This window comes from Streptomyces sp. NRRL S-350, from assembly GCF_000719705.1.
In the GTDB taxonomy this organism is placed as follows: Bacteria; Actinomycetota; Actinomycetes; order Streptomycetales; family Streptomycetaceae; genus Kitasatospora.
Window position 1 is genome coordinate 437115 of sequence record NZ_JOHO01000002.1, and the last position, 14798, is coordinate 451912.

General features: G+C 75.1%; 13 protein-coding genes. 9 read left to right on the forward strand and 4 right to left on the reverse strand.

All coding sequences use genetic code 11. The features are described from left to right. Positions 1–52 precede the first annotated feature (52 nt). Positions 53–1069 carry an SDR family oxidoreductase gene (locus IF30_RS0103330; protein WP_199807804.1) on the reverse strand — a complete coding sequence of 339 codons (1017 nt, stop codon included), beginning with the start codon at positions 1067–1069 and terminating at the stop codon, positions 53–55. A gap of 333 nt (positions 1070–1402) precedes the next feature. Here IF30_RS0103330 and IF30_RS0103335 point away from each other — a divergent pair, with 333 nt between their 5' ends. From IF30_RS0103335 to IF30_RS0103345, 3 genes are read left to right on the forward strand one after another with little or no spacing between them, the layout of a single operon-like run. Then, positions 1403–1861: a hypothetical protein gene (locus tag IF30_RS0103335; RefSeq protein ID WP_030231632.1), complete on the forward strand. Its 459-nt coding sequence runs from the start codon at positions 1403–1405 to the stop codon at positions 1859–1861. After that, on the forward strand, positions 1854–4178 hold the full coding sequence (locus IF30_RS0103340; protein ID WP_078891092.1) for a GMC family oxidoreductase: 2325 nt from the start codon (positions 1854–1856) through the stop codon (positions 4176–4178). Before IF30_RS0103335 ends, IF30_RS0103340 begins: the two co-directional genes overlap by 8 nt. Next, positions 4175–5269, forward strand: a complete 1095-nt coding sequence (locus tag IF30_RS0103345; protein ID WP_030231637.1) for an enolase C-terminal domain-like protein — start codon at positions 4175–4177, stop codon at positions 5267–5269. Before IF30_RS0103340 ends, IF30_RS0103345 begins: the two co-directional genes overlap by 4 nt. 93 nt (positions 5270–5362) lie before the next feature. On the opposite strand, the gene IF30_RS0103350 is transcribed toward IF30_RS0103345, so the two are convergent. From IF30_RS0103350 to IF30_RS0103360, 3 genes are all read right to left on the reverse strand, one after another. Further along, positions 5363–7135, reverse strand: a complete 1773-nt coding sequence (locus IF30_RS0103350; protein WP_234322563.1) for a glycoside hydrolase family 15 protein — start codon at positions 7133–7135, stop codon at positions 5363–5365. A gap of 17 nt (positions 7136–7152) precedes the next feature. Continuing rightward, a complete protein-coding gene (locus IF30_RS0103355; RefSeq protein ID WP_030231642.1) occupies positions 7153–8106 on the reverse strand; it encodes a TIGR03557 family F420-dependent LLM class oxidoreductase in 954 nt (317 codons plus the stop codon). Between the two features lie 197 nt (positions 8107–8303). Next, complete coding sequence (locus tag IF30_RS0103360; protein WP_030231644.1) at positions 8304–9137, reverse strand: PIG-L family deacetylase; 834 nt, start codon at positions 9135–9137, stop codon at positions 8304–8306. 314 nt (positions 9138–9451) lie between these two features. Between IF30_RS0103360 and IF30_RS0103365 the strand changes: the two genes are divergently transcribed. From IF30_RS0103365 to IF30_RS0103390, 6 genes are all read left to right on the forward strand, one after another. Beyond that, on the forward strand, positions 9452–10180 hold the full coding sequence (locus IF30_RS0103365; protein ID WP_158834710.1) for a dienelactone hydrolase family protein: 729 nt from the start codon (positions 9452–9454) through the stop codon (positions 10178–10180). 206 nt (positions 10181–10386) lie between these two features. Further along, entirely contained in the window at positions 10387–11358 is a 972-nt protein-coding gene (locus IF30_RS0103370) for an ABC transporter ATP-binding protein (RefSeq protein WP_030231650.1), read from the forward strand. 73 nt (positions 11359–11431) lie between these two features. Then, positions 11432–12280 (forward strand): ABC transporter permease, encoded by an 849-nt coding sequence (locus IF30_RS0103375; protein ID WP_030231652.1) that lies wholly within the window; start codon positions 11432–11434, stop codon positions 12278–12280. A gap of 82 nt (positions 12281–12362) precedes the next feature. Continuing rightward, complete coding sequence (locus tag IF30_RS0103380) at positions 12363–13673, forward strand: sensor histidine kinase (protein ID WP_199807805.1); 1311 nt, start codon at positions 12363–12365, stop codon at positions 13671–13673. Continuing rightward, positions 13670–14347, forward strand: a complete 678-nt coding sequence (locus IF30_RS0103385) for a response regulator (RefSeq protein ID WP_030231656.1) — start codon at positions 13670–13672, stop codon at positions 14345–14347. Before IF30_RS0103380 ends, IF30_RS0103385 begins: the two co-directional genes overlap by 4 nt. Positions 14348–14407: 60 nt before the next feature. Further along, entirely contained in the window at positions 14408–14797 is a 390-nt protein-coding gene (locus IF30_RS0103390; protein ID WP_030231657.1) for an ACT domain-containing protein, read from the forward strand. The last annotated feature ends 1 nt before the right edge of the window (position 14798 follow it).

The following is a 14798-nucleotide window of genomic DNA, read 5'->3' on the forward strand; positions in this document are numbered from 1 at the left end:
GGGCCGGACGTCGCGCCGGGCCGCCGCCCCCGGCAGCGCCCGCCGCCGGACGTCACCGCCGCCGCAGCAGCGCCCCGGCGGCGGCGCCGAGCAGCACCGCCCCGCCCGCGGCGAGCAGGCCGTGGTGCTGGGAGGCCCACAGCTGGGCGCTGTGCTCGCGGGACTCCGCGTCGAAGCGGCCGTGGGCGCCGTGGTCCTCGGTCTCGTCGAGCGGGGCCCAGAGGTTGGACCGGCCCTCGGGCGACTCCTGTCCGCCCTCCTGCTGGGCGGAGATGCCGTTGCGGGCGAGATAGCGGTCGAGCAGGCCGGGCGCGATCGCGTTGGCGACCAGGGTGGCGGCGGTGCTGCTGCCCACCCAGTACTCGCGGCGCCCGGGGTGGTCGGCGGCGTAGCGGACGGCGCGGGCGGCCAGTTCGGGCTGGTGGACGGGCGGGACGGGCCGGGCGCGGCCGCGCAGCCGGTTGAGCACCCAGTCGAACTGCGGGGTGTTGACCGCCGGGAGCTGCACCATCGTCACCCGGACGCCCGATCCGGAGGCGAGCAGTTCACAGCGCAGGGCCTCGTGCCAACCCTGGATGGCGTGCTTGGCACCGCTGTAGGCGGTCTGCAGCGGGATGCCCCGGTAGGCGATGGCCGAGCCGACCTGGACGATGGTGCCCCGGTCACGCGGCAGCATCCGGCGCAGTGCGGCCCGGGTGGCGTTGACGTACCCCAGGTAGGTGACCTCGGTGACCCGCCGGAACTCCTCCGGGTCGATCTCGGTGAAGGGCGCGAACACCGAGGCGAAGGCGTCGTTGACCCAGACGTCGATGGGCCCGAACTCGGCCTCGGCGCGGGCGGCGGCCGCCTCGCAGGCCGCCGGGTCGGACACGTCCGCCTGGATCGTGCGGACGGGCGAGCCCGCGGCCTCCGCCTCGGCCGCGGCGGCTCGCAGCCCGGCGGTGCCGCGGGCGATCAGGACGAGCCGGTCGCCGCCGGTGGCGAAGGCGCGGACGCAGGCCCGGCCGACGCCGGCGGTGGCGCCGGTGATGACCACGGTGCGGGGCTTCGATCGGGTGCGGATCGTCATGGCAGGCGTCATGGCGGACGTCTTGCCGGACGGCGGGCGGTGAAACGTCACCGCCGCGATCGCCCCGGTGACCGGTCCGGCGCCGCCGGGGCCGGGCGAACATATTCCACCGCCCGGTGTTTCCGGAGCCCCGTTGCGGTTAGCCGCGCTGCCGGGGGTCCGTGGCGTGAAGGAGGAGCACCGTGGCACGGATGGTTTCCGACCGACCACATCCCGGAACGGGTGCGTGCCCGCCCGGCACGCGGCCGGGAGGCCGAGCCCGTCCCCGGGTCGAGGCCCGCAGGGGAGCGCGGGCCGCGCTCCACGAGCCGCTGCCGTCGTCCGGAGGCCGCGATGGCCGTCACTGACCTGCCGCGGCGCGGCCTCGACCTGGCGCTGCGCAACCTGCGCACCGGCCGCTTCCAGCGCTCGCTCGCGCTGGCGACCGCGGCCGGCTCGGTGATCACCGCCGCCGAGATCTACCTGGAGCACGACCGGGCCGGCTTCGGCAACCGCGTCATGTGGTGGCCGGTGTGGCTGGGCCCGGTCGGTGCGGCCGCCGGGATCGCCGGGGCGCTCAGCCCGCGCGCGGCGCACACCATGCTGCCCGTGGCCTCCACGGCGATCATCGCCAACGGCCTCCAGGGCACCTACCTGCACGTCCGGGGCATCGCGGAGAAGCCCGGAGGCTGGGCGATGGCCCGCTACAACCTGGAGATGGGGCCGCCGCTGTTCGCGCCGCTGCTGATGAGCATGGTCGGAGGGATGGGCCTGGTCGCCGCCGTCCTGCGCAGGGAGTCCCGGGATGCCTGAGCCCCGCTTCCCCGGCTACGACGTGCTCGGCCAGGCCCGGCACTGGGACCGGGAGACAACCGCGGTCGTGTACTCCCGCACCGGCCCGCAGCCGGCACTGCGCTTCTTCACCCCCGCCGAGGAGGCCACCGCCCGCGCCCTGCTGGACCTGCTGCTCGACCACCCCGCGCCGGACCTGCTCCCGATGATCGACGCCCGGCTCGCCGAACGGCAGACCGACGGCTGGCGCTTCGCCGACATGCCGGAGGACGACGAGGCCTGGCGGCGCACCCTGCGCGCCCTGGACGAGGACGCGGACGGCCCGTTCTCCTCCCTCACCGAGGTCCAGCAGCGGGCGCTGGTCGGCCGGGTCCAGGAACTGCACGGCGAGCAGTGGCACGGCCTGCCCGCCCAGCACGTCTGGAGCCTGTGGACCCGCTACGCGTGCACCGCCTACTACTCCACCCCCACCGCCTGGAACGAGATCGGCTTCGGCGGCCCCGCCCACCCCCGCGGCTACCTGCGCCTGGGCGTCGGCCTGCGCGAACCGTGGGAGGTCGCCGACGCCCACTCCCGGCCGCCGCGCCCGCCCGACCACCAACCGCCCGGCCCCGTCCCGCCCGCCACCGACCCCGGCCGTCACTCCCGGCTGCGCGCCGCCGCCGAGACGGTACGGGCCAACGCCGCCGCCGAACGCGAGACCCGCCGGAGCAACGAGTCCGCCTGGCTGCTGCCCCGCGACGGCCAGGGCTTCGACCACACCCTGCTGCGCGACATGCGCCGCTACCAGGACTCCGACGAGGTCGACCTGCTGATCGTCGGCTGCGGCGCCGGCGGCGCCACCCTCGCCCAGCGGATGGCCCGCCGGGGCTGGAGCGTCGTCGTCCTGGAGGCCGGCCCGTTCTGGGATCCGCTCGCCGACTGGGTCAGCGACGAGGCCGCCTCCCACCACCTGTACTGGACCGAGCCTCGGGTCGTCTCCGGCACCGACCCGGTGCCGCTCGGCTCCAACAACTCCGGCCGCGGCGTGGGCGGTTCGATGATCCACTTCGCCGGCTACACGCCGCGCTTCCACCCCTCCGACTTCCGCACCCACAGCCTCGACGGCGTCGGCGCCGACTGGCCGCTCGACTACGGCGACCTGCGTGACTCCTACCGGCGGGTGGAGTACGAACTCCCCGTCGCCGGCCAGTACTGGCCCTGGGGCGAGCCGCACGCCTACCCGTACCCGCCCCACCCCGTCGGCGGCAACGGCGAAGTCTTCCTGCGCGGCGCCGCCGCCCTCGGCATCGAGGCCCGGGTGGGCCCGGTCGCCATCACCAACGGCCGCTTCGGGCGCCGCCCGCACTGCGTCTACCGGGGCTTCTGCCTCCAGGGCTGCAAGGTCAACGCCAAGGCGTCCCCGCTGATCACCCACGTCCCCGACGCCCTCGCGCACGGCGCGGAGATCCGCGCCGACTGCATGGCCGCCGCCGTGGAACTCGACCGCGACGGACTCGCCCGCGGCGTCCGCTACTTCCACCACGGCCGCGAACACCTCCAACGCGCCCGCACCGTCGCCATCGCCGGGTACGCCATCGAGACCCCGCGGCTGCTGCTCAACTCCGCCAACTCCCGGTTCCCCGAGGGCCTGTGCAACGACCACGACCTGGTCGGCCGGTACGTGATGGTCCAGGGCGCCCCCCAGACCTCCGGCCGCTTCGACGAGGAGGTCCGCGCCTACAAGGCGCCGCCGCCCGAGGTCTCCACCGAGCAGTACTACGAGACCGACCCCGGCAAGCCCTACAAACGCGGCTTCACCATCCAGAACATCTCGCCGCTGCCCATCACCTGGGCCGAGCACGTCGTCGCCCAGGGCCACTGGGGCGCCGACCTGCGCTCCTACCTCTCCGACTACGTCCACTGGGCGACCCTCGGGGCGATGGCCGAACTGCTGCCCCAGCCGGACAACCGGATCACCCTGGCCGCGGAGACGGACCGGCACGGGCTGCCCGTCGCCGAGTTCGCCTACTCCCAGTGCGAGAACGACCGGATGCTGATCCGCGCCGCCCGCGAGGTGATGGAGTCCATCCTGCGCGCCGCCGGCGCCGGCGAGGTGATCACCATCGACCGCTACGCCCACCTGGTCGGCGGCTGCCGGATGGGAGCCGACCACCTGAGCGGCGTGGTCGACCACCGGCTGCGCACCTTCGCCGTGCCGAACCTGCTGATCACCGACGGCAGCGTGCTGCCCACCCAGGGCAGCGCCAACCCGGCGCTGACCATCATGGCCCTGGTCGACCGGGCCGCCGGCCTGCTCGCGGCGGGCGAACGCAGCGGACTGCGAGCACCGGCATGAGCGAGGTCGAGCGGATCGGAGTCCGCGTCTACACCGTCGCCACCGACGCCCCGGAAGCGGACGGCACCCTCGCCTGGGACCACACCACACTCGTCCTCGCCGAAGCCGTCAGCGGCCCGCACTCCGGCCTGGGCTGGACGTACGGCTCGCCCGCGACCGCCGCCGTGATCACCGGGGACCTCGGCCCGCTCGTCACCGGCCGCGACGCGCACGACACCAGCGGCGCGTACGAGGCGATGAACCGGGCGGTGCGCAACACCGGCCGCCCCGGCCTGGTCGCGGGCGCGATCTCGGCCGTCGACCTCGCCCTGTGGGACCTGCGCGGGCACCTGCTCGGCCTGCCGCTCGCCCGGCTGCTCGGCGGTGCCGCCCGGCCCGTCGCGGTGTACGGCAGCGGCGGCTTCACCACCTACTCCGCCGGGCAGCAGGAACGCCAACTGCGCCACTGGGCCGTGGAGCAGGGCATCCCGCGGGTCAAGATCAAGATCGGCGAGTCCCGGGGCACCTGCGAGCGGCGTGACCTCGAACGGGTCCGCGCCGCCCGCGCCACCGTCGGCGACCGGGTCGAGCTGTACACCGACGCCAACGGCGGTTACCAGCGCAAACAGGCCGTCCGGATCGGCGCCGCGCTCGCCGACGAGGGCGTCACCTGGTTCGAGGAACCCGTCTCCTCCGACGACCTCACCGGACTGCGCACGGTCCGCGACGCCGTCACCCCCGACGTCACGGCCGGGGAGTACGGCTACGACCTCGCCTACTTCGCCCGCATGGTCCCCGTCGTGGACTGCCTCCAGGCCGACGCCACCCGCTGCGGCGGCCTCACCGGCTGGCTGCGCACCGCCGCCCTCGCCGAGGCGCACGGCCTCGACATCTCCGCGCACTGCGCCCCCCACCTGCACGCCCACGCCGCCGCCGCCGTCCCCAACTGCCGCCACCTGGAGTGGTTCCACGACCACGTCCGGATCGAGGGGCTGCTCTTCGACGGCGCCCTCGACCCCGCCGGCGGGACCGTCACGCCCGGCGCCGACGGTGCGCCGGGCCACGGGCTGCGGCTGGCGGCCGACCGGGCGGCGCGGTACGAGGTCGGCTGAGGACCGGCCGCACCGGCCCACCCCGAGCCGGGTCCAGGCGGCGCCGACCGCCTGGACCCGGCTCGCGAATGCCCGGTCAGTCCCGTCGGTCGGTCAGTCCCGTCGGTCGGCGGGCGGCCGGGCCAGGCGCGCCGCGCACTCCAGCATCAACGCGTGCACGAACGCCTGCGGCAGGTTGCCCCGTTGCTGGCGCTGCGCGATGTCGTACTCCTCCGCGAACAGGCCCGCCGAGCCGCACAGCCCCCGGGTGGTCTCGAACCAGCGCGCCGCCTCCACGTGGTCGCCGTGCCCGTGCTCGGCGAGCGCCATCACGAAACCGCACAGCACGAACGCGCCCTCGGCCTCGGCCAGCGGCCGCTCGTCGTGCCGGAACCGGTAGGCGTAGTGCCCGTCGGTGAGTTCGCGGCGGCAGGCGCGCAGGGTGGCGACCGCGCGCGGGTCGTCCGGCGCGGGGGTGCCGCGCACCGACGGGAGCAGCAGCGCGAGGTCGGGCGAGGGGTCGCCGGGGGAGCGCTGCCACCGGCCGGAGGGGTGCAGGGCGTGGCGGGAGGTGTGCGCGAGCAGCCGGTCCGCCAGCGCGCTCCACCGGGCGGCGAGCCCGTCCGGCACGCCGGCCGGCCCGGCGGCCTCCGGGTGGGCGATCGCGCGCAGTCCCGCCGCGCAGATCAGCCGGCTGTGCGTCCACGCGCGCTCCTCCAACTCCCAGACGCCGGCGTCCGGCCGGTGCCACCTGTCGGCGATCGCGCGGGCGGCGGTGCGCACCGCCGCTCGCGCCTCCGGGGCCAGCCGCCCGTGCCGGGCGGCGGCCGCGTAGAGCAGCAGGGCCTCGCCGAAGACGTCGAGCTGGAACTGGTGGGTGATGCGGTTGCCCACCCGGTCGTGGCCGCCGGGGTAGCCGGGCAGGTCGACGCTCCGCTCGTCCGGCACCCGGCCGCCGGTCACCGTGTAGGCCGGGGAGAGCTCCGGGCCGTCCTCGTCGAGCCGTGCGGTGGTGAACCGCACCGCGTCGTCCAGGAGCGGGTACGGCCCGCAGGCGGCCACGGCCTGGCCGGCCAGGCACTGGTCGCGGATCCAGACGTAGCGGTAGTCGTAGTTGCGGCCGGCCTCGGCGCGCTCGGGCAGGCTGGTCGTCGCCGCGGCGACCATGCCCCCGCTGCCGGGGGAGGTGAGCCCGTGCAGGACGGCGTACGAGAACCGGGCGTCGCGGTCGTCCAGGGTGTGGCCGAGGTCGGGGACGGCGGCGCGCCAGGCGCGCTCGGTGGCGCGCCAGCAGCGGTCCGGTTCGGGCGCCGGCCCGCCGAGGGGGTGGTCGGCGACCTCCAGGACGAGGTCCAGCCGCTCGCCCGGGCGGAGCACGAGTTCGGCGGTGAGCGCCCCGTCCGGCTCGGGGCGGGCCGCCGCGGCGCCCGTCCAGCGCAGCCGCAGCCCGCCGGTGCGCAGTGACCAGCCGTCCGCGGTGCGCCGGGGTTCCCGGCTGCGGCGGGTGCCGAAGCCCGTCCCCGGTTGCAGGACGACCCGGACCCTGGCCGGCGCGAACTCGGCCGTCACGCGGCGCAACAGCACCAGCCGGTGCGGATCCGCGGGCAGGGCCAGCGCCTCCCGGCACTCCACCACGCCGTCCTCGGTGATCCACCGGCTGCGGCGGATCAGCCCGCCCTCCTCGTAGTGGCCGCCGGGCACGAACCGGCCCACCGGCGTGACCGCGTACACGCCGGTGCCGCCGATCAGGCCCGCGAACAGCGGCTCGGAGTCCCAACGCGGCGCGCAGAGCCAGGCGATCTCGCCGAACGGGCCCACCAGCGCGCCGCGTTCGCGGTCGGCGAGGAGGGCGTACTCGCGCAGGCTGCAGGGCGGGAAGGGCTTCACGGGGCGCCTCCCTGCGCTCAGGCCACCTGCGGGAGGACCCGGTCGCGGTAGAAGTCGAAGAACCCTTCCTGTTCCTCGCCGATCTGGCCGACGTACACCTCGTCGAAGCCTGCTCCGACGTAGGAGCGCAGCCGGTCGGCGTGCGCCTGCGGGTCGTCACCGCAGGTGACCGCGTCGGCCACCATGTCCTCGGTGACGAGTTCGGTGGCCTGTTCGAAGTGGCGGGGCGTGGGCAGCACCTGGGCGAGTTCACCCGGCAGCAGCTCGCTCGGCCAGAGCCGGTGGACGGTCTTGACGGCCCGGTCCCGGTCCTGCGCCCAGCACACCTTGACCCCGCCGATCACCGGGCCGGTGCCGCCGGCCGCGCGGTAGCGGTCGATCAGCTCGGTGTCCGGGGTCATCGTCACCAGCCCGTCCGCGTACTGCGCCGCCCGCTCCGCCGCCTTGGGCCCGAAGGCGGAGGCGTACACCGGCAGTCGGCCTTCCTTCGGCGGGGTGTACAGCCGGGCGTTCTCGACGGTGTAGTGCGTGCCGCGGTGGGAGACCTGGTCGCCGGTGAACAGCTTGCGCATCACCTCGACGGCCTCCTCCAGCATGTCCGCGCGCACGTCGAACGGCGGCCAGGCATCGCCCAGGACGTGCTCGTTCAGCGCCTCACCGGTCCCCACACCGAGCCGCAGGCCGCCGGCCAGCTGCACGTCCGCCGTGGCCGCGGCCTGCGCGGTCACGGCGGGGTGCAGCCGGACGGTCGGGCAGGTGACCAGGGTGGTCACCGGGAGCCGGGTGACCTGCGACAGCGCGCCGATCACGCCCCAGACGAAGGGGCTGTTGCCCTGGGCGTCGTTCCACGGGTGGAAGTGGTCGGAGATCGCGAGCCTGGTGAAGCCCGCCTGCTCCGCCCGGCGGGCCTGCTCGACCAGCTGGGCGGGGGTGAACTCCTCGCAGGACAGGAAGTAGCCGAACGCGGTCATGGCAGCCTCTCGTTTCGTCGGGTGACCCTCCCGACAGCGGCTATCCGCACCGGCCGTCGCGAAACCTCGGCGTCACCCCCTCCGACGGCTCGCGCCGCAGGCCCGCACGACCGACTGCCCGCACCGACTTCCTGGCCCGACTTCCTGGCCCGACGGCCCGGGAGTACCGGAGGTCCGGCCCCGGGCCGTGCCGGGGGTCAGCGCAGACCGGCGAACAGGTCGTCCTCCGGCAGGGCCGCGCCGGTGCCGTCCTTGACCCGGACGAAGGTCTCCACGCCCATCAGCTCGGTGAACCTCGGCTTGCCCATCTTCAGGAAGAAGATGTTCTCGCCCTGGCTGGCGTGCGCGGCCAGCGCGTCGAACTTCTGCCCGCCGAACTCGGTGGTGTCCACCCAGGTGGTGATCTCCTCGTCGGGCAGTCCGATCTCGGGCAGCTCGACGGCCTCCGCCGGATCCGGCTCCTCCTGGTCACCGCCGAACTCCCGCATGACCTCGCCGAACCGCTGCATCATGGAGCGCGGCGCCGTCGTCCAGTACACCTTCGGCGTCATCCCGGTCAGCTCCAGGGCCGCCATGGTGATGCGGTTCGCCTGGATGTGGTCGGGGTGGCCGTAGAACCCGTTCTCGTCGTAGGTCACCACCACGTCGGGCTCGTAGCGGCGGAGCAGTTCGGCGAGGCGGGCGGCGCCCTCCTCCACCGGCGTGCGCCAGAACGACCCGGGTGCGTCGTTGGCCTCCCAGCCCATCATCCCGGAGTCGGCGTAGTCCAGCAGTTCCAGGTGGGAGACGTTCAGGACCTCGCAGCTCGCCTCCAGTTCCCGCCGGCGCATCGCGGCGACGGCCGCCGGGTCGTGCCCGGCGTCGCCCGGCTTGACGCCCCCCGGTCCGTCACCGCAACCGCCGTCGGTACACGTGACCAGGACCGTACGGATGCCCTCCGCCGCGTACCGGGCGAGGACGCCTCCCGTTCCGGTGGCCTCGTCGTCGGGGTGGGCGTGCACTGCCATCATCGTCAGGGGCCGGTCGGCCATGGAAACCATCCTCGGGTCTGAAAAGTGCTCGGGTTCGAGTCTGCGTCACGAAAGCGCGCGGCGGCCCGCAATATTCCGCGCACCGCGTCGACGGCGCCCAGGACTGCCGGCGGTGCCGCCCAACTGCGCTGTGCCGCCGGGGGGTTCACGCGTCGAACGGTGCCACCCGGCTCTGTCGCCCGGCCCGTCGCCGTCGTCGTTGCGGCGCATCCGGTGCCCGGGTTCCGGGGTCCGGCTCCGCCGTGGCCGGGCCCGCGGCGGTCGGTACTACGATGCGCAGCGACAACTATCCGGTCGATCAACGGGGGGACCTGATGACGGGTCAGTGGCAGGAACTGGGCACGCCGGGCGGGCTCGAGGCGTACGTGCACCGCCCGCAGGGAGCGGTGCGCGGCGCGGTGGTGGTCTGTTCCGAGCTGTACGGGGTCAACGCGTACCTCCGGGGCGTCTGCGCCGAGCTGGCGGACCTCGGGTACGTGGCGGTGGCGCCGGACTTCTACTGGCGCCACGCCCGCCGCACCGAGCTCGGCTACAGCGCCGAGGAGCGCGAGGCGGGCCTGGTGCTGATGAACGCCCTGGACCGCGACGAACTGGTCGCCGACGCCGCCGAGGCGCTGGCCGCGGCCCGGAGCCTGGCCGACGGGCACGGCGTGGCGTTCGTCGGGACGAGCATGGGCGGGCACATCGCCGTGCGGGCGGCCACCGAGCTGCGCTTCGAGCTGGCCGCGGTGTTCTACCCGGGGTGGCTGCTGAACCCGGGCTTCCCGCTGGTCGGCCCGGTGCCGCCGCTGGAGACGGCCGAGCGGATCGCCGCCAACGGGGTGTACCTGCTGGGCTTCTGCGGCGAGCTGGACCACATCCTCCCGCAGGAGGAGTGGCAGGAGGCCGGGCACCGGCTGGCGGAGGCGAAGGTCGGGCACGAACTCGTCACCTATCCGGGTGCCCGCCACGGCTTCGCGGCCGACCGCCCGGCGGAGCACGACGCCGCCGCGACGGCCGACGCCTGGCGGCGCGTGCACGAGGCCCTGGCCGAGCGGCTGTAGGCGGCGCCCCAGCGGGCGGACCCGGCGGCTTCCGCCACCGGCACCCGGTGGCGGAAGCCGCCGTGCGTCGTAGCGCCCCGTGGTACCGCGGTACTACGGCCAGGACGATGATCGGCCCGGGGTACCACGGTTCGGCCCGCGCCCGCCCGTAGCGTGGAGCGCGAGGGTGGCCGGGACGGTCCGGCCCCGGAGCACAGGGGTGACCGATGATCGAGGCGCACCAGCTGACCAAGCGGTACGGCGAGAAGACCGCCGTCGACCGGCTGGACTTCACCGTCCGCCCGGGGACGGTGACGGGCTTCCTGGGGCCCAACGGCGCCGGCAAGTCCACCACCATGCGGATGATCGTGGGCCTCGACGCCCCCACCGGCGGAACGGTGCGGGTCAACGGCCGCCGGTACGCCGAGCACGCGGCGCCGCTGCAGGAGGTCGGCGCGCTGCTGGAGGCCAAGTCGATCCACCCGGGCCGCTCGGCCTTCAACCACCTGATGGCGCAGGCCCACACCCACGGCATCCCGCGCCGACGGGTCGAGGAGGTCATCGAGCTGACCGGGCTGCAGTCGGTGGCCCGCAAGCGCGCCGGGGCGTTCTCGCTCGGCATGGGCCAGCGCCTCGGCATCGCCTCGGCCCTGCTGGGCGACCCGGCCACGGTGATGCTGGACGAACCGGTCAACGGCCTCGACCCCGAGGGCGTCCTGTGGATCCGCAACCTGCTGACCTCGCTCGCCGCAGAGGGCCGCACCGTCTTCGTGTCCTCGCACCTGATGAGCGAGATGGCCCTGGTCGCCGACCACCTGATCGTCGTCGGACGGGGCCGGCTGCTGGCCGACACCACCGTGCAGGACCTGGTCCACCAGGCCGGCGGCGACGTGGTCAAGGTCGTCAGCGCCGACCCGGCCGCACTGCGGTCCGCACTGGCCGGCCCGGACGTGGAGATCACCGGCCGCGCCGGCACCGAGGAACTGCTCGTCACCGGCCGCACGGCCCGCGAGATCGGCCTCGCCGCCGCCGAGCACGGCATCGCCCTCTTCGAGCTCACCCCCCGGACGGTCTCCCTGGAGGAGGCGTTCATGGAGCTGACCCGCGACGCCGTCGAGTACCACGGCATCACCACGCCCACCGCCGGCACCGCGGCCGGCACCGCTGCCGACACCGAGAACCCGAGGAGCGCGGCATGAGCGAGCGAAGCGAACGAACCATCGAAAGGCGCGCCTCCGGCGAAGCGGCCGCCGAGCGCAACGAGGTGGACGCATGAGCACCATCGCACCGAGCCCGACGTCCACGTCCGCCGGACCCCGGCCCGCCCGCCCCGCCTACAAGGTCACGGCGGCCCGGGTGCTGCGCTCCGAATGGGCCAAGCTGTGGTCGCTGCGCTCCACCTGGATCACCCTGGGCCTGGCCCTGCTCTTCCTGGTGGCCTTCGGACTGATCGCCGCGTTCCAGTTCAGGTCCCGGATCAGCGAGGGCCGCCCGATGGACCGCGACTTCGCGGAGTCGAGCGCGCTGAGCCTGTCCCTGTTCGGCACCAACTTCGCCCAGCTGGCGCTCGGTGTCCTCGGTGTCCTGGTCGCCGCCGGCGAGTACTCGACCGGCATGATCCGGTCCACGCTGGCCGCCGTCCCGCGCCGCCTGCCGGTGCTCTGGTCCAAGGCCGCGGTGTTCGGGCTGATCGCGCTGGTGCTCGGCACCGCCGGGGTGTTCGCCACGTTCCTCGCCGACAGCCGGATCCTCTCCGACACCCGCGCGGCGATGACCCTCTCGGACGCCGGGGTGATTCGCGGCCTGCTCGGCGGCGGGCTGTACCTGGCCCTGGTCGGGGTGGTCGGCGTCGCGCTGGGCGCGCTGCTGCGCTCGGTGGCCGGCGGCATCGCCGTCCTGGTGGCCTCGCTGATGCTGATCCCCGGGCTGACGGCACTGCTGCCCAGCTCCTGGCAGGGCCACATCAGCCCCTACCTGCCCAGCCACGCGGGGGAGGCGATGTTCGCCCTGCACCACGACGCGACGACGCTCTCGCCGACGGCCGGTCTGGCCGTCTTCCTCGGCTGGACGGTGCTCGCCCTGGCCGGTGCCGCCGTACGACTGGTGCGCACCGACGCCTGAGACACTCGGAGTGCGGCGCCGGGGCAGCCCGGCGCCGCAGCCACGACCGCGACCAGCCCGGCCGACCCAGGAGGTGCCACCGGTGAGCGACCACGCCTCCACCGGCCCGTTCACGGGAGCCGAGACCCTGTCCGGCCATCCGCTGTTCGCGCGCCTGGCCCGGATCGGCCAGCGGGTGCGGCAGGCGGACCGCGACCACCCCTGGCTGTTCGACGCCGCCGTGGTCGCCGCCGCCTTCCTGGTGTTCTGCCTGCCCGACCTCGTCCCCGGACACGGCGACGGCGGGCCGCGCGAGCACCGGATCGTCCTCGCCCGGCTGCCTCTCGTGCCCACCCTGGCCCTGCAGGCCGGGCTGCTGATCCCGCTGCTGTGGCGGCGGCGCCGGCCCACGGCGGCCTTCGCCGCGATCATGGCCGTCTTCGTGCTGCAGTGGTCGCTGGGCGTCGGGCTGCGCGCCGACGCCGCCCTGCTGGTGGCCCTCTACAGCCTCGCGCTGAACGGTCGGCTGCGGCACCTGGCCTGGTCCTGCGCGGCCATGGCCGGCGCCGTCTCCCTGGTCGCGGTGGCGGTCTCCGGCGGCGGGCTGCCGGTCGGCGACGCGCTGTTCTTCCTCTTCAGCGCGGCCACGGCGGCCGTCGCCCTGGGCATCGCGGTGCGCATCCGCCGCGCCCAGCTCGCCGGGCTGCGCGAACGCGCGGCGCGGCTGGAGATCGAGCGGGACCAGCGCAGCCGGCTGGCCGCCGTCACCGAGCGCACCCGGGTGGCCCGCGAGATGCACGACATCATCGGCCACAACCTGTCCGTCATCGTCACCCTCGCCGACGGCGGCGCGTACGCGGCGCAGACCTCGCCCGAGCGCGGCCGGGAGGCCCTGCTGCTGATCGGCGAGACGAGCCGCCAGGCGCTCGGCGAGCTGCGCCGCATGCTCGGCGTGCTGCGCGACCGGGTCAACGAGGACGCCGAGCTCACCCCGCAGCCCGGCGTCGCCGACCTGGACGGCCTGTGCACCCGGATCCGCGCCGCCGGGCCCCAGGTGGTGTACACGGCCTCCGGCGACCTCGACCGGCTGGACCGCGGCGTGCAGCTGATGGCCTACCGCATCGTCCAGGAGTCGCTGACCAACGCCCTGAAGCACGCCGGCCCCGACACCCGCGCCCACGTCACCGTGAGCGCCGACGTCGACCGGCTGCGGGTGCGCGTCCAGGACAGCGGCCCGCCCGTCGGCGCCGGTACGCCCGCGCAGCCGGCCGGGGAGGGGCACGGCCTCGCCGGGATCCGCGAGCGCGCGGCGCTGTTCGGCGGCTCCGTCACGGCGGGCCCCGGCCCCGGTGCAGGATGGACCGTGGAGGCGGTACTCGACCTCACCCCCGAACCGACAGGCGGCCCGACGTGACCACCGTCCTCATCGTGGACGACCAGCCACTGCAGCGCTACGGCTTCCGCATGCTGCTGGAGAGCCAGCCCGACACCGAGGTCGTCGGCGAGGCGGCGCACGGCGGCGAGGCGGTCCGGCTCACCGCCGACCTGCGGCCCGACGTCGTCCTGATGGACATCCGGATGCCCGGCATGGACGGCATCGAGGCCACCCGGCAGATCGCCGCGAGCGGCGGCCGCTCCCGCGTCCTCGTCCTGACCACCTTCGACCTCGACGAGTACGCCCACGCCGCGCTGCGCGCCGGGGCCAGCGGCTTCCTGCTCAAGGACGCCCGCCCCGAGGAACTGCTGTCCGGGATCCGCTCGGTCGCCGAGGGTGACGCCGTGGTGGCCCCCGCCGTCACCCGGCGCCTCCTCGACGCGTACGCCCACCGCCTGCCCCTCCGCCCGCCGGGCGCGGCGCCGGCCGCCGACGCTCGGCTGGACGCCCTGACCGAACGCGAGCGGGAGATCCTGCTCGCGATCGCCCACGGCTGGAGCAACGGCGAGATCGCCCAGCGGCTGGTGCTCGCGGAGTCGACCGTCAAGACGCACGTCAGCCGGGTGCTGGCGAAGGTCGGCGCCCGGGACCGCGTCCAGGCGGTGATCTTCGCCTACGACCGCGGCCTGACCCGCCCGCACCCGCCGGTCTGATTGGGCCCCGCCGCCGGGCCGCACCTTGATCGCCGGCGGGGGCGGCCCTACGCTGGCCCGATGACAGCCTTCCCCGCCGCCCAGCGACTGCGGCTGCTCCCCGGCCGGTTCGCCGTCGAGCACCTGGCGGGTGATGCGGCCCGGGTGCCGGGCGGCGACTGGCTCGCCGTGGTCCGGGCGCCGGAGGGGCTCACCGTGGTCCGTCCGCTCGGGCCGGGGGAGGAGACGGCCCCGGAGCAGTGGGCCGCGCTGTACGGCGGCGACACCGCCCACGCCGTCGACGTGCCGGGCATGCTCGCCGCGCTGCTCGTGCCGCTGGCGGCGGTCGGCATCCCGGTCTTCGTGGCCTCCGCCTTCCACGCCGACGTGGTGCTGGTGCCGGTGGAACGGCTCCCGCAGGCCGAAGCCGCGCTCCGGGCGGCCGGCCACGAGGTCGGCTCACCGCACTGAC

Bases quoted from the DNA above. Each gene is read 5' to 3' on its own strand.
- IF30_RS0103330 (WP_199807804.1), bottom strand. From the start codon at position 1,069: ATGACGATCCGCACCCGATCGAAGCCCCGCACCGTGGTCATCACCGGC.
- IF30_RS0103335 (WP_030231632.1), top strand. From the start codon at position 1,403: ATGGCCGTCACTGACCTGCCGCGGCGCGGCCTCGACCTGGCGCTGCGC.
- IF30_RS0103340 (WP_078891092.1), top strand. From the start codon at position 1,854: ATGCCTGAGCCCCGCTTCCCCGGCTACGACGTGCTCGGCCAGGCCCGG.
- IF30_RS0103345 (WP_030231637.1), top strand. From the start codon at position 4,175: ATGAGCGAGGTCGAGCGGATCGGAGTCCGCGTCTACACCGTCGCCACC.
- IF30_RS0103355 (WP_030231642.1), bottom strand. From the start codon at position 8,106: ATGACCGCGTTCGGCTACTTCCTGTCCTGCGAGGAGTTCACCCCCGCC.
- IF30_RS0103360 (WP_030231644.1), bottom strand. From the start codon at position 9,137: ATGGCCGACCGGCCCCTGACGATGATGGCAGTGCACGCCCACCCCGAC.
- IF30_RS0103365 (WP_158834710.1), top strand. From the start codon at position 9,452: ATGACGGGTCAGTGGCAGGAACTGGGCACGCCGGGCGGGCTCGAGGCG.
- IF30_RS0103370 (WP_030231650.1), top strand. From the start codon at position 10,387: ATGATCGAGGCGCACCAGCTGACCAAGCGGTACGGCGAGAAGACCGCC.
- IF30_RS0103375 (WP_030231652.1), top strand. From the start codon at position 11,432: ATGAGCACCATCGCACCGAGCCCGACGTCCACGTCCGCCGGACCCCGG.
- IF30_RS0103390 (WP_030231657.1), top strand. From the start codon at position 14,408: ATGACAGCCTTCCCCGCCGCCCAGCGACTGCGGCTGCTCCCCGGCCGG.